This window comes from Nonomuraea recticatena (assembly GCF_039533245.1).
GTDB classification, from domain to species: domain Bacteria; phylum Actinomycetota; class Actinomycetes; order Streptosporangiales; family Streptosporangiaceae; genus Nonomuraea; species Nonomuraea roseola.
In genome coordinates, this window is record NZ_BAAATE010000001.1 from 532,735 (window position 1) to 551,606 (window position 18,872).

The window sequence follows — 18,872 nt, forward strand, 5'->3', positions numbered from 1 at the left end:
GGACAGCATCGGGGCGCGCTTCCCATGATGCTGTCCATGACCTCTTTCCCCACCGGGCTCGGCGCGCTCGTCCTCGGCTCGCTGCTGCTTCTCACCGGCTGCTCCAGCGCGCGGGAGAGCGCGGGAAGCGCGACCACGCCGAGCGCCGCCGCCTCTGCGCAGGCCGTCCAGGGTGTCGGGCGGGAGGCCATGGCCTACGTCGACGCGGTCAACGGCGGCGACCTCGACGCGCTCGTGGCCTCCTTCGCCGAGGACGCGCAGATCGTGGACGTGTCGCGCAGCATCCGCGGCCGCGCGGCCATCAGGGAGTGGGCCTCGAACGAGGTCATCGGCGGCAGGCTCACGGTGCTGTCGATCGCACAGGAACGCCAGGACGGTCAGAGGCTACTGGTGCGGTGGGCGCCGGGCGGTTCGGACGGCTGGCGCGCCCACTACGACTTCACCTGGGCGAACGGCAAGATCGTCAAGGCGGACCTGCAGTACGCGTGACCCTCAGGTCGGCAGCGCGACGGGCACGATCTCGGGGGCGCCCAGGCGGATCGCGTCGGCCTCGTGATCGGTGTCCTGCTCCTGGGACAGCCGCTCGGCCTCCACCCGCTTGGTGAAGTACTCGACCTCCCTCTTCACCTGGTCGCCGTCCCACTCCAGCGGCCCTGCCAGCAGTTCGGCGGCCTCCTGCGCCACGGCGAGCCCGCGGTGGAAGGTCTCGATGGAGATGTGCGTGCGCCTGGTCAGCACGTCGTTGAGGTGGCGGGCCCCCTCGTGGCTGGCGGCGTAGACGATCTCCGCGCGGAGGTAGTCGTCGGCCCCGTTGAGCGGGCGGGCCAGCGAGCGGTCGTGCTCGACCAGCTCGAGCACCTCCTCGATGAGCGAGCCGTAGCGCTGGAGCAGGTGCTCGATGCGGGCCACGTGCAGCCCCGAGTTGTGCGCGAGCCGGTGACGGGCGTTCCACAGCGCCTGGTAGCCCTCGGCCCCCGCCAGCGGGATCCTGTCGGTGCAGGAGCGGGGCACGCGCTGGTCCAGCCCGTGCGCCACGGCGTCGACGGCGTCCCTGGCCATCACCCTGTAGGTCGTGTACTTGCCACCGGCGATCATCACCAGGCCCGGCACGGGGTGGGCCACCACGTGCTCGCGCGACAGCTTGGAGGTCTCCTCGGACTCACCCGACAGCAGAGGGCGCAGGCCCGCGTAGACGCCCTCGACGTCGTCCCTGGTCAGCGGCACCGAGAGCACCGCGTTGACGTGGTCGAGCAGGTAGTCGATGTCGACCTTGGAGGCGGCGGGATGGGCCTTGTCGAGGGTCCACTCGGTGTCGGTGGTGCCGATGATCCAGTGCCTGCCCCACGGGATGACGAACAGCACGGACTTCTCCGTGCGCAGGATGATGCCGGTGAGCGAGTGGATGCGGTCGCGCGGCACCACCAGATGGATGCCCTTGGAGGCGCGGACGTGGATCTGCCCCCGCCCGCCGACCAGCTCCTGGATGTCGTCGGTCCACACCCCCGTGGCGTTGACGACCTGCCTGGCCCTGATCTCGACCTCGGTGGAGTTCTCCAGGTCGCGCACGCGCACCCCGGTGACCCGCTCGCCCTCGCGCAGGAAGCCGACCACCTGGGCGCGCGGCGCCACGAAGGCGCCGTAGGCCGCCGCGGTGCGGAGCATGGTCATCACGTAGCGGGCGTCGTCGACCTGCGCGTCCCAGTACTGCACGGCGCCGGTGAAGGCGGTGCGCTTCAGCGCGGGGGCCAGGCGCAGCGCCCTGCTCCTCGACAGGTGGCGGTGCCCCGGCACCCCTCTGGACATCCCCGAGGCGAAGGCGAGCGTGTCGTAGAGCGCCACCCCTGCCCCGACATAGGGACGCTCCCAGCCGAAGTGCGTCATCGGGAAGAGGAACGGCACCGGCCGTACGAGGTGGGGGGCGATCCGCTGCAGCAGCAGCGCGCGCTCCTGCAGCGCCTCCCTGACGAGTTCGAAGTTGAGCTGTTCCAGGTAGCGCAGGCCGCCGTGGATCAGCTTGGACGAGCGAGAGGAGGTGCCCGAGGCGAAGTCGCGCGCCTCGACCAGCCCGACGGACAGGCCGCGGGTGACCGCGTCGAGCGCGACTCCCGCGCCGACCACGCCGCCGCCCACGACGACCACGTCCAGCTCTCGTTCCGCCATCGCGGCCAGCGCGGCCGATCTCTCGGCGGGGCCGAGCCGGGCGGATCCGATGTTCGCCGTCATGACTTCGAACGTACCCGCTTTCGGACGGCACGCCTCACGCGCGGATCACCTTCACGCCCGCCTCGCTGAGCCGGCCGACGTGCTCGTCCGGGAGCCGTTCGTCGGTCACGAGCGTGTCGATCCTGTCGATCGGGCAGATCCTGGCGAAGGCACGCCTGCCGACCTTGGAGGAGTCGGCCACGACGACGACCTGGGCGGCCCTGCTGATGAGCAGGTTGTTGACCGAGGCCTCACCCTCGTGGTGCGCGGAGGCGCCGAGCTCGACGTCGATCGCGTCGACGCCGAGGAAGGCCACGTCGAGCGTCACCTGCTCGAGCACGCCTCCGGCCAGCGGCCCGATGAGCTCGTAGGACTGCGGCCTGGCCACCCCGCCGGTCACGACGATCTTCACGTGCTGGCGGACGGTGAGCTCGGAGGCGATGTTGAGCGCGTTGGTGACGATCGTGAACCCGGCCTCCAGCGTGGAGCGGGTGGCGAGGGAGCGCGCGAGCTCGGAGGTGGTGGTGCCGCCGTTCATGCCGATCACGGCGCCGGGAGAGACCAGCTCGGCCGCCGCGGCGGCGATGCGGTGCTTCTCGTCGGCGTGCCTCGCCGTCTTGTAGCGCAGCGGCAGGTCGTAGCTGACACTCTGCGCGACCGCGCCCCCGCGCGTGCGCATGAGCATCTGCTGCTGGGCCAGTTGATCGAAGTCGCGGCGGATCGTTGCGGTGGAGACGTCGAGCGCTTCGGCAGCGTCCTCGACCGAGAGCCGTCCCTCCTGCGCGAGCAGTTCGAGAATCGAGTTCCATCGGTCATAACGGCTCATGAAGGCAAGCGTGGCACAACCGAGGACCGAACGACCAGCACTGCACAGTCGTGCTCTGTTCTGATATAAAAAGAGCAGAAACAAACACAATCGGGAGGAATGCCTTGACCACCCACACGGAGGCCGAGATCGCGTCCCAGCCCAGCTGCTGGCAGCGCGCCGTCGAGAACATCCCGGCCGACGCCCTGCCCCAGCCGGGCGAGCGGGTCGCCGTCGTCGGCTGTGGCACCTCCTGGTTCATCGCGATGGCCTACGCCACGCTGCGCGAGCAGGCGGGGCTGGGCGAGACCGACGCCTTCGCCGCGTCGGAGGCGCCGCTGGGCCGTTCCTACGACAGGGTGCTCGCGCTGACGCGCTCGGGCACGACCACCGAGGTCCTCGACCTGCTCGGCAGGGTCGACGCCAGGACCACGGCCATCACCGCGGACCCGAACACCCCCGTCATGACGCTGGCCGACCAGGTCATCGTGCTCGACTACGCCGACGAGCGGTCGGTCGTGCAGACCCGCTTCGCCACCACCCAGCTCGCGCTGCTGCGCGCCAGCCTCGACGAGGACCTCACCAGGGCCATCGCCGACGCCTCCGAGGCCGTCGCCGCGCCGCTGGCCCCCGAGCTGGTCGAGGCCGAGCAGTTCAGCTTCCTCGGCGCCGGCTGGTCCGTCGGCCTGGCCCAGGAGGCCGCGCTGAAGATGCGCGAAGCCTCCAGGTCGTGGACCGAGGCCTATCCCGCGATGGAGTACCGCCACGGCCCGATCAGCATCGCGGGCCCCGGCCGCGTCACCTGGATGCTCGGCACCGCGCCCGAGGGCCTGCGCCAGCAGGTCGAGGCCACCGGCGGCACGTTCTTCGAGACCTCGCTCGACCCGATGGCCGAGCTGATCCGCGCCCAGCGGGTGGCAGTCGCGCGCGCCTTCGCCCGCGGACTCGACCCCGACGAGCCGATGCACCTCACGCGATCTGTGATTCTTTCTTCATGAGCCTTACTCTCGCCGACGCCCGTATCGCGACCCCTGAGGGAGTTCACGACGGGTGGCTGACCATCGAAGACGGCCGCATCACGCATGTGGGCCACGGACCCGCCCCCCGAACGGGCCACAGCCTGGCCGGACGACTCGTCGTCCCCGGCTTCGTCGACATCCACAACCATGGCGGCGCGGGCGGGTCCTTTCCGACTGGTGAGCAGGACAAGGCGCGTGACGCTGTCGCGCTCCACGAGAGACACGGCACCACCACGATGGTCGCCAGCCTGGTGACGGGGTCGGTCGAGGACATCGCCTCGGCCACCTCCTCCCTCGCCGACCTGTGCGACGACGGGATCCTCGCGGGCATCCACTTCGAGGGCCCCTACATCTCCAAGGCGCGCTGCGGCGCCCATGACCCCAAGCTGCTGCGCCGTCCCGATCCCGGGGAGTTCGGCGAGCTGGTCAAGGCGGGGCGTGGGCACGTGCGCATGCTGACCATCGCCGCCGAGCTGCCGGGCGCGCTCGACACCATCCGTACGGCGGCGGCCGACGGCGTCATCGCCGCCCTCGGTCACAGCGACGCCACCTACGAGCAGACGATCGCCGGCATCGACGCGGGCGCGCGGGTGGCCACCCACCTCTACAACGCGCTGCCCCCGCTCGGCCACCGCACGCCCGGCCCCATCGCGGCGCTGCTCGAGGACGAGCGCGTCACCATCGAGCTGATCAACGACGGCGTGCACGTCCACCCCGCCATGCTCCGCCTGGCCTACACCGTGGCAGGCCCCGAGCGCACGGTGCTGATCACCGACGCGATGGCGGCCACCGGCATGGGCGACGGCACGTACGTGCTCGGCTCGATGGAGGTGAGCGTCAAGAACGGCGTCGCCCGACTGGTCGAGGGCGGCTCGATCGCCGGCAGCACGCTCACCATGGACGTCGCCTTCCGTCGCGCCGTCCAGCAGGTCGGCCTCTCGCTGGCCGAGGCGGTCGAGGTCTCCTCGCTCACGCCCGCCCGCGTGCTCGGGCTCGACGACACGATCGGCTCGATCGCCGTGGGCAAGGCGGCCGACCTGGTCGTCATGAACGACTCTCTCGAGGTCGCCGGCGTCATGCGGCGCGGCGCCTGGATCACGGAGCCCTGATGATCCTCACCGTCACGCTGAACGCCGCCCTCGACGTCACCTACCAGGTGCCCGACGCCGACTGGGACGGGGTGAACCGCGTCTCAGCGGTGCACAGGCGTGCCGGTGGCAAGGGCGTCAACGTCGCGCGGGTGCTCGCCGCCCTCGGCCGCGAGGTCGTGGTGGCGGGCCTCGCGGGCGGTCCCACGGGCCAGGCCATCAGGGCCGACCTCGACGCGGCGGGCCTGCCGTCCGCGCTCACCCCCATCGGCGGCGACTCCCGCACCACGCTGGTGGTCCACTCGGGCACCACGGCCCTGTTCAACGAGCCGGGCCCCGAGGTCACCCCCGCCGAGCTCGACCGCTTCCTGTCCGACTTCCTCGAGCTGGCGAAGCGCGCCGAGGTCGTCGTGGTCTCCGGCAGCCTGCCGAGAGGCGTCCCCTCCGACTTCTACGCCACCCTCGCCGACCTGTCCGAGGTCCCCACGATCGTCGACGCCGACGGCGAGCCGCTGCGCCACGCGCCGAAGGGCCGCCCCACGATCGTCAAGCCCAACAAGGACGAGCTGGCCCGCGCCTTCCCCGAGGGCGGCGCGCAGGCGCTCATCGCCAGGGGCGCGGGCTCGGTCGTGGTCTCCATGGGCGAGGACGGCCTGCACGCCATCACCCCCGAGGGGACGTTCAGGGCGCGCATGCCGTACAGGGTCGAGGGCAACCCGACCGGCGCGGGCGACGCGCTGGTGGCGGGGCTCGCGCTGGGCCTGGCCGACGGCTCGCCCTGGCCCGAACGGCTGCGTAGGGCCGCGGCGCTGGGCGCCGCCGCCGTCGCCGCGCCGGTGGCGGGCGAGTTCGACCGCGACGTGTTCGACGCCATCCACCCGCAGATCGTCATCGCTTAAGGAGCACCATGCCTCTCGTCGGCATCGCCGAGATCGTCCACCACGCGAAGGCAGGAGTCGGCGCGTTCAACGTGATCCAGCTGGAGCACGCCACCGCCATCGTCGCGGGCGCCGAGGCGGCCGGCGCGCCCGTGGTGCTCCAGATCAGCGAGAACGCCGTCCGCTACCACGGCGCCCTCGAGCCCGTCGCGCTCGCCTCGCTCGCCGTGGCCAGGCGCGCGGCCGTGCCCGTGGCCGTCCACCTCGACCACGCCACCGACAGGGCGCTGGTCGAGGAGGCCGTCTCGCTGGGCCTCGGCTCGGTGATGTTCGACGCCTCCGCGCTGCCCGACGAGGAGAACGTCGCGGCCACGGCCGAGGTCGTCGCCCACTGCCACGCGCACGGTGTCTGGGTGGAGGCCGAGCTGGGTGAGGTCGGCGGCAAGGACGGCGTGCACGCTCCCGGGGCCCGCACCAAGCCGCACGAGGCCGTCGACTACGTCGCCCGCACCGGCGTGGACGCCCTGGCGGTCGCCGTCGGCACCTCGCACGCGATGACCACCAAGGACGCCGTGCTCGACCTCGCGCTGATCGCGGAGCTGGCCGCCGCGGTGCCGGTGCCGCTGGTGCTGCACGGCTCCTCGGGCGTCTCCGACGACAACCTGCGCGACGCCGTACGGCACGGCATGAAGAAGATCAACATCGCCACGCACCTCAACAAGGCGTTCACGGGAGCGGTCCGCGAGTACCTGGCCGGCGACCCCAAGGTGGTCGACTCCCGCAAGTACCTCAAGGCCGGGCGCGACGCCGTGACCCGCGAGGTCACCCACCTGCTCGGCGTGCTGGGCTGAACCCGCAGGCGGCGGCGTACGTGTGAAGGGGCATGCGCCTGCTCGCCTTCCTGGCCGTCCTCGCCGGATTCCTCCTGGTCCCCGCGGGTGCGGCCTGCGCCTGCAGCTGCGCGCCCTTCGAGCCCCGCACGGCGGTGGGCGACGCGGCCTCGGTGTTCACGGGGACGGTCACCGGCCTGCGGCAGCTCCCCGGCTCGCCGCTCGGGCCGAGGCCGCCCTTCGTGGTGACGTTCGCGGTGGACCAGGTCTACAGGGGTGAGCGGCAGGCCACGGCCGAGGTGGCGACCAACGCCGACTCGGCCTCCTGTGGCTACCGGTTCACGCGGGGGACGCGCTACCTCGTGTTCGCCTCCGACGGGCCGATGGGCAGCGGGCTGTTCTCGACGGATCCGGGCACCAGGCTGTACTCCTCGCTCTGCTCGGGGAACGTGGTGCTCAGGCCAGGGAGCGGCCCTCTGCGCAGGGGCGACGAGGCCGGGTCGCCGAAGGGCTCGGAGCGGTCCCTCACGAAGGAGCTGCTCACCGTCCTCGGACGCCCGACGCCCGCCGGCGAGCTCCCCGCATCGTCTCCCGCGGCGTCTGTCGCGGCGTCTGTCGCGGTGGCTCCGGCCGCGTCTCCGGCGGTGTCTCCGGCGGCGGCGGAGGCCGGGCGGGAGGGCGGCCAGGTCTGGGGGCCGGTCATGAGCGGCGCGGCCCTGCTGGCGGCGGCCGCGGCGGTGGCGTGGCTCTCGGCGAGACTGACGGCGAGGCGTAGGCGCACCCGCTGACCTGCGCCCTGTCAGGAGTCCAGCGCTCGCAGCACCCGCTCGACCTGCCGTCCGAACGTGCCCGGCGGGTTGCGCGGCTCGCGCACCCGCGCGGCCAGCTGAACCACCTGCCATGGCCGCTCGGGCACGCCGTCGAGGACCCTGGCGGGCACCGCCTCGTGCATCGCCCCGAGCGCCCCGGCCAGACCCTTCAGGTGCGCCTGTCCGAGCGTCAGGCCCCGCAACGGCGTCCCTTCCAGCCTCGACATCACCACCACGCCGGGCTCCAGGGCGATCGGCTCGGGCGCGAGGCCAGGCGCGTGTTCGGCCAGCAGGGTCAGCGCCAGCCACTCTCGCTCCGCCGCGCCCTGCGCCCCGTCGGTGAACCGTTTGGTGACCACCTCGCCCACCACCGAGACCGCATGCGTGTTCCGAAGATCCATGGCGGGGGATTCTAGGTGCAGGGACGAGGCGTTCGACCGCGCGCGTCACCGGTTCCTCTCAGACGACGAGACCCGCACCGCGTACGGCGGTGCGGGTCTCGCTGGGTTCGGGAGGGTCAGCGCTGGACGGGCGCCACGACCACCTCGACGCGCTGGAACTCCTTGATGTCGGAGTAGCCCGTGGAGGCCATGGTCCGCTTGAGCGCGCCCATGAGGTTCATCGAGCCGTCGGCCACGCTGGAGGGCCCGTGCAGGATCTGCTCCAGGGTGCCGACCGTGCCGAACTCCACGCGGCGCCCGCGCGGCAGGTCGGGGTGGTGCGCCTCCGAACCCCAGTGGAAGCCGTGGCCGGGGGCCTCGGAGGCCCTGGCCAGCGGCGAGCCCACCATCACCGCGTCGGCGCCGCAGGCGATGGCCTTGGCGATGTCGCCCGAGGTGCCCATGCCGCCGTCGGCGATCACGTGGACGTAGCGGCCGCCCGACTCGTCGAGGTAGTCGCGGCGCGCCGCCGCCACGTCGGAGATCGCCGTGGCCATCGGTACGGCGACGCCGAGCACGTTGCGCGTGGTGTGCGAGGCCCCGCCGCCGAAACCGACCAGCACGCCCGCCGCGCCCGTGCGCATCAGGTGCAGCGCGGCCGTGTAGGTGGCGCACCCGCCGACGATCACCGGCACGTCGAGCTCGTAGATGAACTGCTTGAGGTTGAGCGGCTCGGCCTTGCTCGACACGTGCTCGGCCGAGACCGTCGTGCCGCGGATGACGAAGATGTCGACGCCCGCGTCGATGACCGTCTTGTGGAACTGCACGGTGCGCTGGGGCGACAGCCGGACCGCGGTGGTCACGCCCGCGTCGCGGATCTCCTGGATCCTGCGCCCGATCAGCTCCTCCTTGATCGGAGCCGTGTAGATCTCCTGGAGCCTGCGCGTGGCCGCCTCGATGTCGAGGGAGGCGCACTCCTCAAGCAGCGGGCTGGGGTCCTCGTAGCGCGTCCAGAGGCCCTCCAGGTCGAGCGGCGCGAGACCGCCGAGCCTGCCGATCGCGATCGCCGTGGCGGGCGAGACCACGCTGTCCATGGGCGCGACCACGACGGGCAGCTCGAACCGGTAGGCGTCGATCTGCCAGGCGATCGAGACCTCCTCCGGGTCGCGGGTGCGCCTCGACGGCACCAGGCCGATCTCGTCGAGCGCGTAGGCACGGCGGCCGGTCTTGCCGCGGCCGATCTCCACCTGAGTCATCAAAAAAATTACCTTCTGTGATAGTTCGGAGCTTCGACCGTCATCTGGATGTCGTGCGGGTGGCTTTCCTTGAGGCCGGCCGACGTGATCGGCATGAGCTGGCTGCGCTCGTGCATTTCGGGGATCGTGCGGCATCCGGCGTACCACATGCCCTGGTGGAGGCCGCCGACGAGCTGGTAGGTGACGGCGGAGACGGGGCCGCGGTAGGGGACCTGTCCCTCGATGCCCTCGGGGATGTACTTGTCCTCGGAGCTGACCTCGTCCTGACCGTAGCGGTCCTTGCTGAAGGAGGTTCCGCCGCGCTCGCGGTTGCGGACCGCGCCGAGCGAGCCCATGCCCCTGTAGGACTTGAACTGCTTGCCGTTGATGAAGATCAGGTCGCCGGGCGACTCCTCGCAGCCGGCCAGCAGCGAGCCGAGCATGACCGTGTCGGCCCCCGCCGCGATCGCCTTGACGATGTCGCCCGAGTACTGCAGGCCGCCGTCGCCGATCAGCGGGACGCCGGCGGGGCCGCAGGCCAGCGCCGCCTGGTGGATGGCGGTGATCTGCGGGGCACCCACACCCGCGACCACACGGGTGGTGCAGATGGAGCCGGGGCCGACCCCGACCTTGACGGCGTCGGCGCCCGCGTCGATCAGCAACTGCGCGCCCGCGCGGGTGGCGACGTTGCCGCCGATCACGTCGATGCCGTGGCTGTTGGCCTTGACCTTGGCGATCATGTCGCCGACGCCCTTGGAGTCGCCGTGGGCGGTGTCGACGATGATGACGTCGATCCCCGCGTCGAGCAGGGCCTGCGCGCGCTGCTCCGCGTCGCCCGCGACACCGATCGCCGCGCCGACCACGAGGCGGCCGTCGGCGTCCTTGGTGGAGAGCGGGTACTGCTCGCTCTTGGTGAAGTCCTTGATGGTGATGAGGCCGCGCAGCCTGCCCTGACCGTCGACGAGCGGCAGCTTCTCGATCTTGTTGGTCTTGAGCAGCGAGAACGCCTCGTCGCGCGAGACCCCGACGGGCGCGGTGACCAGCGGCATCGCGGTCATGACCTCGCGCACCGTGCGGCTCTGGTCGCTCTCGTAGCGCATGTCGCGGTTGGTGACGATGCCGACGAGCACACCGGCGTCGTCGGTGACGGGCGCTCCGGAGATGCGGTAGGTGGCGCACAGCCGTTCGACGTCGGCGAGGGTGTCGTCGGGCGAGCAGGTCACCGGGTTGGTGACCATCCCCGCCTCGGAGCGCTTGACCAGGTCGGCCTGCTGGGCCTGCTCCTCGATGGACAGGTTGCGGTGCAGGATGCCGATGCCGCCCTGACGGGCCATCGCCACCGCCATGCGGGCCTCGGTCACGGTGTCCATCGCGGCGGAGACCAGCGGGATGGACAGGCTGATGCCACGCGAAAGCCTGGTGGTGGTGTTCGCGTCTCCCGGCGCCATGTCCGAATATGCGGGAACGAGCAACACGTCGTCGAACGTGAGCCCCGTTTCAGTGAATTTGGACATGCCGTGACCCCTCCAGCCGCCATCCCTGCTTGTACGCAGCAAGTTTAGTGGGTGCGGCCAAAAGGATCTGGGCGGGTCTGGAGGACGATGACCCCCACGGTCCGTCGTCCTCCAAGCATCGAAGTGCCGAGGAACCGGGACGGTCGGTGATCCGTCCCGGTTCCCCGGCCACCGGCAGCCTCAGGCGAGGCGCTGGGTGCCACCGAACCCCCCTCCGCGTCCAAGTGGCGGCGCTGCTCGCTGTCAGGGTGCCGACGCTGGGTTAATGCTGCGTTACGCCGTGGCACACCGCAATGTGCAAACGTGCAATTGCACGAAGTTGCACCTGTCGTGGAGGAGTCGTCGCAAGGTCGGGACAGGGCCCTGTCTCCGGGTTATCCTCGCGGCACGCCCGTGTCCCCTCTACGGAGCACAGCACATGCGCAATGACTCCAGCACCATGCCCGACCCGCTCGAGACCCTAGGGCTCGATCCGGCACAAACCGCGCTGTACACGGCGGTGCTGAGACTGCACAGGGCCACCTTGAGCGAGCTCGCGGCAGCCATGGACGGCCCCGTCGAGACCGTGGGGAGGCAACTGAACGATCTCGTGCGGCTGGGCGTCATCGACGAGCAGTCCGGTCACTACCTCGCCCGCCACCCCGCCGCCGCGCTGGGCAGGCTGATCGCCGAGCGCCTCGACCTGCTGGCCGAGGAGAGCCGCCGCATCGACTCCGCGCTCGGCTCCATCCGCCACCTGATCCGCGACTACGACGCCGGGCGCGACTACCAGAGCGGCCCCTTCACCGTCGAGCAGGTCAGCGGCGCCGACATCCTCTACGAGAGCGTCGTCGGCATCGCCGTCCAGTCCCCCACGCCCATGGAGCTGCTCACCGCCATCCCCGACGAACGAACGATGATCGACTTCGCGAGGAAGTTCGCCGACCCGTGGGTCGACGCGCAGCGGCGCGGCCTGCTGAGGCTGCGCGCGATCATCCCCGTGGCGACGCTTCCGCTGCCCGGCGTACGCGACCAGCTCGGCCGCCTCATCGAGACCGGCGGGCAGGTGCGCACCCTCGACAGGGTTCCGAGCTGGTTCATGACCGCCGGCGCGGGCGTGGCCGGCCTGCCCGCCACCTGGGGAGGCAACCTGCCCGACCACGCCTACAACTTCTACGTCGTGCGGGCGCCGATCGTGGTCGGCGTGCTGCGCTCGCTGTTCGAGGAGCTGTGGGCGAGGGCGATGCCGCTGCCGTGGGGGCGCAAGGCCGACGGCGTCGTGCAGGTGCTCAGGCTGGCCGCGCAGGGCATGTGCGACGACTCCATCGCGCGCCATCTCGGGGTGTCGGTGCGCACGGTCCGCGCCAGGTTCGCCGACGCCATGGCCGAACTCGGGGCCCAGTCGCGCTTCCACGCGGGCGTGGAGGCCGCGCGCAGAGGATGGCTCACGTAGAGCCGCCCATCAGTCATATGGTGGGAAGGTGCTGGAAGACGTGCCACCGGATCCGTTCGCGGACGACCCGAACGATCCAAGCTCGGCGTTGGGCGACCTCGACGACGCCGAGCCGCTGACCGCGGCCGAACGCGACGAGGCCATCACCGACCTCGCCGACGTCGAGGTCTTCCGCTCGCTGCTCGAGCCGCAGGGGGTGCTCGGCCTCGTCCTCGACTGTCCCGAATGCTCCGAGCAGCACTTCTTCGACTGGGAGCTGCTGCGCGGCAACCTCCGCCAGATGATCGAGAACGGCCAGCCGCAGGTGCACGAGCCCGCCTTCCACCCCGACCCGTCCGACTACGTGAGCTGGGAGTACGCCAGGGGCTACGTCGACGGCGTCATCGACACCGAGGAACGGCACTGACCGACGTCCTCGACCAGCGCCGCCAGCAGTCTGGCAGCCTGATCCAACCCGGGCGGCGGCTCACCCCGCGACAACGCGTCGAGAAGCGCGTCGCTCTCCTCCTCGGTCAAGCGATCGACTCCAGCTCGGCCATCTGCCGCAACCGGGCCAGCGCCCGGTGCTGGGCGACCCGAACCGCTCCTGGTGACATGCCGAGTACATTACCGGTCTCCTCGGCAGACAGCCCTGACACCACCCGTAGCAGCAGCAACTCGCGCTGGTTGTCGGGCAGCCTGGACAGCAGCCTGCGGGCCTGCTCGACCTCGATGTAGCGGACCACCGTCTCCTCGGGCCCCGGACCCTCGTCGGGACCGTCGGGCAGGTCCTGGGTCGGGACGGCCGAGCGCACCCAACTCCGCAGTGCGTCGGCCACCTTGTGCGAGGCGATCCCGAAGACGAACGAGGCGAACGGACGCCCCATGTCGCGGTAGCGCGGCAGTGCGGACAGAACGGCGATGCACACTTCCTGCGCCACATCATCTGCAATGTGATATTGCCCTGAAACCCTTCCAAGGCGCGCCCGGCAATAGCGCACCACCATCGGGCGGAGCTCCCCGAGCAGAGATTCGATCGCACTGCGATCCCCCTGGACGGCGAGGCTCGTCAGTTCCCGAAGGTCGGACTCATCCGATCGTGCCGGAAGTCTCGACGCTAGCCTTACCCCAATTTTGGCGTCGGCGACGCTTCCCTCGCTCACGTTAGGCATGATGCCCGCACTCATCCTGCCTGTCGTCATAGCGAACGGCTACGGATTGGTCACATTGAGGCGACGATAACGGGCCGTAATCGAGTGACGACACTAAGCCTTTCAGTGTGAGACAATATTTCACGCGATTAGCGGAAATGCACGACACTTGTCAGACTCGTGGACGCTTTACGAACGCGTTCGGTTTACCGGAATAAGGGCCACTTTCGGGCAACTCGCTCTTCTTTGCGGCTCATGCGCATCGCGGCTAGGCGAGAGGGAAGGGCACCCCGCGCTCCGCCTCCGGCCTGGCGCCGTGGATGCGCCGCTCCCCTTCGGTGATCGACACGTCGTTGATGCTGGCCTCGCGCCGCCTCATCAGCCCCTCGGCGTCGAACTCCCACAGCTCGTTGCCGTAGCTGCGCCACCACCGCCCCGAGGCGTCGCGCCACTCGTACTGGAAGCGCACCGCGATCCTGTCGTCGCCGAAGGCCCAGAGCTCCTTGCGCAGGGCGTAGTCCAGCTCCCTGGCCCACTTCCCCGCCAGGAACCTCTCGATCTCCTCCCTGCCCGTGAGGAAGACGTCGCGGTTGCGCCAGACGGAGTCGGGCGTGTAGGCCAGGGCGACCCGCGCGGGGTCGCGGGTGTTCCACGCGTCTTCGGCTGCCTGGACCTTGGCCAGCGCGTCGGTCTCCGTGAAAGGCGGAACAGGCGGACGGGACATGACAAACCTCCAGCCAAGAGGGCACGGGCGCGCCCTGTCATGTGTCCAGGCTTCCAGCGGTGGCCATGCAGCTGCCATGTCCATCGTGACTAGAATCCCTCAGATATGGACATCGTGATCCTGGCCTACCCCGGCGTCCGGCTGATGGACGTGACCGCGCCGCTGGAGGTGTTCGGCACCGCGGCCGGGTTCGGCGCGCCGTACAGGGTGCGGCTCTGCTCGCCGGCGGGCGGGCCGGTGACCACCTCGACCGGCGTCAGTCTGCTGACCGAGCCGCCCGTGACGAGCGCCCACACGCTGGTGGTGCCGGGCTCGCCCGGCCTGCCGGCCCACGGTGTCCGCGGGGAGCTGCTGGAGGCGGTCTCAGCGGTCAGCGCGCGACGGGTGGCCTCCGTGTGCACGGGCGCGTTCGTGCTGGCGGAGGCGGGGCTCCTGGACGGCAGGCGGGCCACCACCCACTGGCGGCACGCCGCGACACTGGCCTCCCGCTATCCCGCGATCGAGGTGGAGCCCGACGCGATCTACGTGTGGTCGGGCGAGGTGCTCACCTCGGCGGGGGTGAGCGCGGGCATCGATCTGTCGCTGGCGATGGTCGAGCAGGACATGGGCGCCGACCTGGCCAGGGAGGTGGCCCGCGATCTGGTGGTGTTCCTGCAACGGCCCGGTGGGCAGTCGCAGTTCTCGGTGGCCTCGCGCACGCCGCGCCCCAGGCACGACCCGCTGCGTGGCCTGCTGGACCAGGTGGCCGCCGACCCCGGGGCCGATCACTCGCTGCAGGCGATGGCCGCGAGGGCGGGCGTCAGCGTCCGCCACCTGACGCGGCTGTTCCACGAGCGCGTCGGCCGCACGCCCGCCGCCTACGTGGAGTCCGTAAGGCTGGAGGCGGCCCAGTCGCTCCTCGACTCGGGCGAGACGGTCACGGGTGCCGCCGCGCGTTCGGGGATGGGCAGCGACGAGTCCCTGCGCAGGGCCTTCCTCCGCCACCTGGGGGTCACCCCCTCGGCCTACCGCGCCCGGTTCAGGACCTCACTCTCGTGACCCCGTCGTGACGGGAGCCCGCCCGCCCCGGCGAAACGAGCCCGCCTTGCCAGGGCAGCGCCATCCTGGGCAGCGCCAGCCCAGACGAAGCGGGCCGGGACAGAGCGGGCCCGGACACAGCAGACCCAGACAGCGGGCCCGGACAGCGGGCCCGGACAGCGGGCCCGGACAGCGGGCCCGGACAGCGGGCCCGGACAGCGGGCCCGGACAGCGGGCCCGGGCAAAGCGAAAGGGCCCGCGCGCCAAGGCGCGGGCCCTTCCACAGACCGATCTAGTGACCGTGGCCGTGACCGTGGCCGTGACCACCGGCGGCCGGGGCCTCGTCCTCGGGCTTGTCCACCACGAGCACCTCGGTCGTGAGCAGCATGCCGGCGATGGACGCGGCGTTCTGCACGGCCGAGCGGGTGACCTTGACCGGGTCGATGACGCCCTGCGCCACCAGGTCGCCGTACTCACCGGTCGCGGCGTTGAGGCCGTGACCGACGGGCAGCTCGGAGACCTTGTGGGTGACGACGTAGCCCTCGAGGCCGGCGTTCTCGGCGATCCAGCGGGCGGGCTCGGCGAGCGCGCGGCGGACGACGCCCACGCCAGTGGCCTCGTCGCCGGACAGACCGAGGTCGTCGAGGTCCTTGGAGACGTGGATCAGCGCGGAGCCACCGCCGGAGACGATGCCCTCCTCGATCGCGGCGCGGGTCGCGGAGATCGCGTCCTCGAGGCGGTGCTTCTTCTCCTTGAGCTCCACCTCGGTGGCCGCGCCGACGCGCAGCACGCAGACGCCGCCCGACAGCTTCGCCAGACGCTCCTGGAGCTTCTCGCGGTCCCAGTCGGAGTCGGACTGCTCGATGGCGAGCTTGATCTCCTTGACGCGGTCCTCGATCGCCTGCGCCTCACCGGCGCCGTCCACGATCGTGGTGGCGTCCTTGGTGACGACGACGCGGCGGGCGCTGCCGAGCACCTCGAGGCCGACCTGGTCGAGCTTGAGGCCGATCTCCTCGCTGACGACCTGGCCGTTGGTCAGGATCGCGATGTCCTGCAGCATGGCCTTGCGGCGGTCACCGAAGCCGGGCGCCTTGACGGCGACGGAGGTGAAGGTGCCGCGGATCTTGTTGGTCACCAGGACGGCCAGGGCCTCGCCCTCGACGTCCTCGGCGATGACCAGCAGCTGCTTCTTGGTCTGGGCGACCTTCTCGAGCAGCGGCAGGAAGTCGGCGATGGAGGCGATCTTGCCCTGGTGGATCAGGATGTAGGGGTCCTCGAGGACCGACTCCATCCTCTCGGGGTCGGTGACCATGTAGGCCGACAGGTAACCCTTGTCGAACTGCAGGCCCTCGGTGAACTCGAGCTCCATGCCCATGGCGTTGGACTCTTCGACGGTGATGACACCGTCCTTGCCCACCTTGTCGAACGCCTCGGCGATCAGCTCGCCGATCTTGGCGTCCTGAGCGGAGATCGTCGCGACATTGGCGATCTCCTTCTTGTCCTCGACCGGCCTCGCGGTGGCCAGCAGCTTCTCGCTGACGGCCCTGGCGGCCAGGTCGATGCCGCGCTTGAGCGACAGCGGGGAGGCGCCCGCCGCCACGTTGCGCAGGCCCTCGCGGACCATGGCCTGGGCCAGGACGGTCGCGGTGGTGGTGCCGTCACCCGCGATGTCGTTGGTCTTGGTCGCCACTTCCTTGGCGAGCTGGGCGCCGAGGTTCTCGTAAGGCGCCTCGAGCTCGACCTCACGGGCGATGGTGACACCGTCGTTGGTGATCGTCGGCGCACCGAACTTCTTGTCGATGACCACGTTGCGGCCGCGCGGGCCCAGGGTCACCTTGACTGCGTCCGCGAGGGCGTTGACGCCACGCTCGAGAGCGCGCCGTGCGTCCTCTTCGAACTCCAGGATCTTCGGCATGGGAAAAGTCCTCTCAGCGTAGAAAGCCCCGGGCACTTGCGGGCCCGGGGCTTTCTCACGGCTTACTTCTCGATGATGGCGAGAACGTCACGGGCGGAGAGCACGAGGTACTCCTCGCCGCCGTACTTGACCTCGGTGCCGCCGTACTTGCTGTAGAGGACGATGTCGCCCTCGCTGACGTCGAGCGGAATCCGCTTGTCGCCGTCCTCGTCCCAGTTGCCGGGGCCCACCGCAAGAACCTTGCCCTCCTGCGGCTTCTCCTTGGCGGTGTCCGGGATGACCAGGCCGGAAGCGGTGGTCTGCTCGGCCTCAAGCGGCTGGACCACAATGCGGTCGCCGAGCGGCTTAACGGGAACCTTAGTGGCGGTCGTCACGATCGGACCTCCCCTTCAGATTTGAATGATCTAGAAGAGGCGACCAGCTGGGCCTGCCGTCGCGGGTGTCAGACCTGCCTCGTCGCACGTTGGCACTCTCGGTATGAGAGTGCCAACACGAAACATATGCAAGCAGGCCCTGCCCGTCAACACGAACCGCCCCGCTCCGCTTAGAGCGTGATTCCGCCGCCTCCCCAATCACCCATCGGGCGACATCTCGCACCTTGCCCCTCGGCCTCGTCCCCGGGTGCCTGCACTAACGTCGTACGGCGTGGACCACGACGCCTTCCTCTCCCTTCTGACGCCTCGCGGGCAGCGAGCACTCGCCGAAGCCGTCGAGCTGATGGGCGCCGATCCCGTCGTGGCCGCCACCAGGATGCGCAGGACCCACGACGCCGACCTCACCTCGGCCGCCCTCACCCAGGCCACGCTCCGCCAACGGGCCGTGGCGAAGTTCGGCGACGACGCGGCGTCGATGTACTTCACCCCTCACGGCGTCGAGCAGGCCACCCGCCGCGAGGTCGCCGAGCACCGCGCCGCCCGCTTCCGTCCAGGGCAGCGCGTCGTCGACGTGTGCTGCGGCATCGGCGGCGACCTGATCGCGCTGGCCAGAGCCGGCTGCGAGGTCGACGCCGTCGACACCGACCCGCTGACCGTGGCCGTCGCGCGCGCCAACATCGACGCGCTCGGGCTGTCGGAGCTGGCCACGGTCCGTACGGCCGACGCCGCCACCGTGGACCCCTCCGGCTACGACGTGCTGTTCGCCGACCCCGCCCGCCGTACGGCCAGGGGCAGGACCTTCGACCCCCACGCCTACTCGCCGCCGTGGCCCGTGGTCCTCGACCTGCTCGGCAGGGCGCCTGCCGCCTGCCTGAAGGTGGCGCCCGGCATCCCTTACGAGTTCGTCCCCGAGGGGGCGGAGGCGGAGTGGGTCTCGCACAGGGGCGAGGTCAAGGAGGCCGTCCTCTGGACCGGGCGCCTCTCGGGCGGCGCGGGCGTCAGGAGGGCGACGCTGCTGCCCGGAGGGAGCACGCTCACCGCCACCGGCGCCGAGGCCGAGGTCGGTCCGATGGGGCGCTTCGTCTACGAGCCGGACGGCGCGGCCATTCGCGCGCACCTGGTGGCCGAGGTGGCAGGCAGGGTCGGCGGCCGCCTCGCCGACCCGATGATCGCCTACATCACCGGCGACGATCCGGTCGACACCGAATGGGCCTCCAGGTACGAGGTGCACGAAGCCATGCCGTTTTCCGTCAAACGCCTGCGAGCCGCCCTCCGCGCACGCCAGGTCGGAAATGCGACTATCAAGAAACGCGCGTCAGCGGTCGACATCGAGCGCTTGCGGCGCGACCTGCGCCTTTCCGGTGACAAATCCGCGGTCGTCATTCTGACCAGGATTATGGACCGCCCTTCGGCGCTCATCTGTACCCCCTCTCGACCTGCGTAAATGACAAATCGGGGCGATACATTGATAATCGCGATCTTTTAAAGTCAGCCCCGAAGGATCTTGATCCAGCTACTAG

Annotated in this window: 19 protein-coding genes; 10 read left to right on the top strand and 9 right to left on the bottom strand. The window is 70.6% G+C overall.

What is annotated here, in order from left to right; translation table 11 throughout:
* The first annotated feature begins 36 nt into the window (after window positions 1-36).
* Complete coding sequence (locus ABFX50_RS02420) at window positions 37-489, top strand: nuclear transport factor 2 family protein (protein ID WP_346142827.1); 453 nt, start codon at window positions 37-39, stop codon at window positions 487-489.
* Window positions 490-492: 3 nt separating this feature from the next.
* On the opposite strand, the gene ABFX50_RS02425 is transcribed toward ABFX50_RS02420, so the two are convergent.
* Both ABFX50_RS02425 and ABFX50_RS02430 read right to left on the bottom strand, forming a co-directional pair.
* Window positions 493-2,223: a glycerol-3-phosphate dehydrogenase/oxidase gene (locus tag ABFX50_RS02425; RefSeq protein WP_183650724.1), complete on the bottom strand. Its 1,731-nt coding sequence runs from the start codon at window positions 2,221-2,223 to the stop codon at window positions 493-495.
* A 34-nt stretch (window positions 2,224-2,257) separates the two neighbouring features.
* Window positions 2,258-3,028, bottom strand: coding sequence for a DeoR/GlpR family DNA-binding transcription regulator (locus ABFX50_RS02430; RefSeq protein WP_344835549.1), 771 nt, complete (start codon window positions 3,026-3,028; stop codon window positions 2,258-2,260).
* Window positions 3,029-3,132: 104 nt separating this feature from the next.
* Between ABFX50_RS02430 and ABFX50_RS02435 the strand changes: the two genes are divergently transcribed.
* Genes ABFX50_RS02435 through ABFX50_RS02455 form a run of 5 tightly spaced genes read left to right on the top strand, consistent with a single transcriptional unit; the run spans window position 3,133 to window position 7,610 of the window.
* Window positions 3,133-4,005 carry an SIS domain-containing protein gene (locus ABFX50_RS02435; protein WP_346142829.1) on the top strand — a complete coding sequence of 291 codons (873 nt, stop codon included), beginning with the start codon at window positions 3,133-3,135 and terminating at the stop codon, window positions 4,003-4,005.
* Window positions 4,002-5,135, top strand: coding sequence for an N-acetylglucosamine-6-phosphate deacetylase (nagA, locus tag ABFX50_RS02440; RefSeq protein ID WP_346142831.1), 1,134 nt, complete (start codon window positions 4,002-4,004; stop codon window positions 5,133-5,135). Before ABFX50_RS02435 ends, nagA begins: the two co-directional genes overlap by 4 nt.
* Complete coding sequence (locus ABFX50_RS02445; RefSeq protein ID WP_346142833.1) at window positions 5,135-6,013, top strand: 1-phosphofructokinase family hexose kinase; 879 nt, start codon at window positions 5,135-5,137, stop codon at window positions 6,011-6,013. Before nagA ends, ABFX50_RS02445 begins: the two co-directional genes overlap by 1 nt.
* Window positions 6,014-6,021: 8 nt before the next feature.
* Window positions 6,022-6,843, top strand: a complete 822-nt coding sequence (locus tag ABFX50_RS02450; RefSeq protein WP_183650732.1) for a class II fructose-bisphosphate aldolase — start codon at window positions 6,022-6,024, stop codon at window positions 6,841-6,843.
* 32 nt (window positions 6,844-6,875) lie between these two features.
* Window positions 6,876-7,610, top strand: coding sequence for a hypothetical protein (locus ABFX50_RS02455; protein WP_346142835.1), 735 nt, complete (start codon window positions 6,876-6,878; stop codon window positions 7,608-7,610).
* An 11-nt stretch (window positions 7,611-7,621) separates the two neighbouring features.
* Here the strand turns inward: ABFX50_RS02455 and ABFX50_RS02460 are convergent, their stop codons facing one another.
* The 3 genes from ABFX50_RS02460 to guaB form a co-directional block, all read right to left on the bottom strand.
* Window positions 7,622-8,032 carry a phosphotransferase gene (locus tag ABFX50_RS02460; protein WP_346142837.1) on the bottom strand — a complete coding sequence of 137 codons (411 nt, stop codon included), beginning with the start codon at window positions 8,030-8,032 and terminating at the stop codon, window positions 7,622-7,624.
* A 116-nt stretch (window positions 8,033-8,148) separates the two neighbouring features.
* Window positions 8,149-9,267 carry a GuaB3 family IMP dehydrogenase-related protein gene (locus tag ABFX50_RS02465; protein WP_183660218.1) on the bottom strand — a complete coding sequence of 373 codons (1,119 nt, stop codon included), beginning with the start codon at window positions 9,265-9,267 and terminating at the stop codon, window positions 8,149-8,151.
* Between the two features lie 8 nt (window positions 9,268-9,275).
* Window positions 9,276-10,760 (bottom strand): IMP dehydrogenase, encoded by a 1,485-nt coding sequence (guaB, locus tag ABFX50_RS02470; protein WP_183650741.1) that lies wholly within the window; start codon window positions 10,758-10,760, stop codon window positions 9,276-9,278.
* Between the two features lie 418 nt (window positions 10,761-11,178).
* On the opposite strand from guaB, the gene ABFX50_RS02475 reads away from it, so the two are divergent.
* Both ABFX50_RS02475 and ABFX50_RS02480 read left to right on the top strand, forming a co-directional pair.
* Window positions 11,179-12,192 carry a helix-turn-helix transcriptional regulator gene (locus ABFX50_RS02475; protein WP_183650744.1) on the top strand — a complete coding sequence of 338 codons (1,014 nt, stop codon included), beginning with the start codon at window positions 11,179-11,181 and terminating at the stop codon, window positions 12,190-12,192.
* Between the two features lie 28 nt (window positions 12,193-12,220).
* Window positions 12,221-12,598, top strand: a complete 378-nt coding sequence (locus ABFX50_RS02480; RefSeq protein WP_183650746.1) for a DUF5319 domain-containing protein — start codon at window positions 12,221-12,223, stop codon at window positions 12,596-12,598.
* A gap of 106 nt (window positions 12,599-12,704) precedes the next feature.
* On the opposite strand, the gene ABFX50_RS02485 is transcribed toward ABFX50_RS02480, so the two are convergent.
* Window positions 12,705-13,343 carry a sigma-70 family RNA polymerase sigma factor gene (locus ABFX50_RS02485; protein WP_221241973.1) on the bottom strand — a complete coding sequence of 213 codons (639 nt, stop codon included), beginning with the start codon at window positions 13,341-13,343 and terminating at the stop codon, window positions 12,705-12,707.
* Window positions 13,344-13,590: 247 nt separating this feature from the next.
* Complete coding sequence (locus tag ABFX50_RS02490) at window positions 13,591-14,046, bottom strand: nuclear transport factor 2 family protein (protein WP_183650749.1); 456 nt, start codon at window positions 14,044-14,046, stop codon at window positions 13,591-13,593.
* A 105-nt stretch (window positions 14,047-14,151) separates the two neighbouring features.
* On the opposite strand from ABFX50_RS02490, the gene ABFX50_RS02495 reads away from it, so the two are divergent.
* Window positions 14,152-15,084, top strand: coding sequence for a GlxA family transcriptional regulator (locus ABFX50_RS02495; protein ID WP_346142841.1), 933 nt, complete (start codon window positions 14,152-14,154; stop codon window positions 15,082-15,084).
* A 271-nt stretch (window positions 15,085-15,355) separates the two neighbouring features.
* Here the strand turns inward: ABFX50_RS02495 and groL are convergent, their stop codons facing one another.
* Window positions 15,356-16,978, bottom strand: a complete 1,623-nt coding sequence (gene groL / locus ABFX50_RS02500) for a chaperonin GroEL (protein ID WP_346142843.1) — start codon at window positions 16,976-16,978, stop codon at window positions 15,356-15,358.
* Between the two features lie 62 nt (window positions 16,979-17,040).
* A complete protein-coding gene (gene groES, locus ABFX50_RS02505; RefSeq protein ID WP_043623565.1) occupies window positions 17,041-17,352 on the bottom strand; it encodes a co-chaperone GroES in 312 nt (103 codons plus the stop codon).
* A 271-nt stretch (window positions 17,353-17,623) separates the two neighbouring features.
* On the opposite strand from groES, the gene ABFX50_RS02510 reads away from it, so the two are divergent.
* Window positions 17,624-18,796, top strand: a complete 1,173-nt coding sequence (locus ABFX50_RS02510; protein ID WP_312895654.1) for a class I SAM-dependent methyltransferase — start codon at window positions 17,624-17,626, stop codon at window positions 18,794-18,796.
* Window positions 18,797-18,872 lie beyond the last annotated feature (76 nt).

Coding starts and splice junctions, on each gene's coding strand:
- ABFX50_RS02485 (WP_221241973.1), bottom strand. CDS start 13,343: ATGCCTAACGTGAGCGAGGGAAGCGTCGCCGACGCCAAAATTGGGGTA.
- ABFX50_RS02490 (WP_183650749.1), bottom strand. CDS start 14,046: ATGTCCCGTCCGCCTGTTCCGCCTTTCACGGAGACCGACGCGCTGGCC.
- ABFX50_RS02425 (WP_183650724.1), bottom strand. CDS start 2,223: ATGACGGCGAACATCGGATCCGCCCGGCTCGGCCCCGCCGAGAGATCG.
- ABFX50_RS02450 (WP_183650732.1), top strand. CDS start 6,022: ATGCCTCTCGTCGGCATCGCCGAGATCGTCCACCACGCGAAGGCAGGA.
- ABFX50_RS02495 (WP_346142841.1), top strand. CDS start 14,152: ATGGACATCGTGATCCTGGCCTACCCCGGCGTCCGGCTGATGGACGTG.
- ABFX50_RS02460 (WP_346142837.1), bottom strand. CDS start 8,032: ATGGATCTTCGGAACACGCATGCGGTCTCGGTGGTGGGCGAGGTGGTC.
- ABFX50_RS02475 (WP_183650744.1), top strand. CDS start 11,179: ATGCGCAATGACTCCAGCACCATGCCCGACCCGCTCGAGACCCTAGGG.
- ABFX50_RS02430 (WP_344835549.1), bottom strand. CDS start 3,028: ATGAGCCGTTATGACCGATGGAACTCGATTCTCGAACTGCTCGCGCAG.
- guaB (WP_183650741.1), bottom strand. CDS start 10,760: ATGTCCAAATTCACTGAAACGGGGCTCACGTTCGACGACGTGTTGCTC.
- ABFX50_RS02445 (WP_346142833.1), top strand. CDS start 5,135: ATGATCCTCACCGTCACGCTGAACGCCGCCCTCGACGTCACCTACCAG.
- ABFX50_RS02420 (WP_346142827.1), top strand. CDS start 37: ATGACCTCTTTCCCCACCGGGCTCGGCGCGCTCGTCCTCGGCTCGCTG.
- ABFX50_RS02455 (WP_346142835.1), top strand. CDS start 6,876: ATGCGCCTGCTCGCCTTCCTGGCCGTCCTCGCCGGATTCCTCCTGGTC.
- nagA (WP_346142831.1), top strand. CDS start 4,002: ATGAGCCTTACTCTCGCCGACGCCCGTATCGCGACCCCTGAGGGAGTT.
- groL (WP_346142843.1), bottom strand. CDS start 16,978: ATGCCGAAGATCCTGGAGTTCGAAGAGGACGCACGGCGCGCTCTCGAG.
- ABFX50_RS02465 (WP_183660218.1), bottom strand. CDS start 9,267: ATGACTCAGGTGGAGATCGGCCGCGGCAAGACCGGCCGCCGTGCCTAC.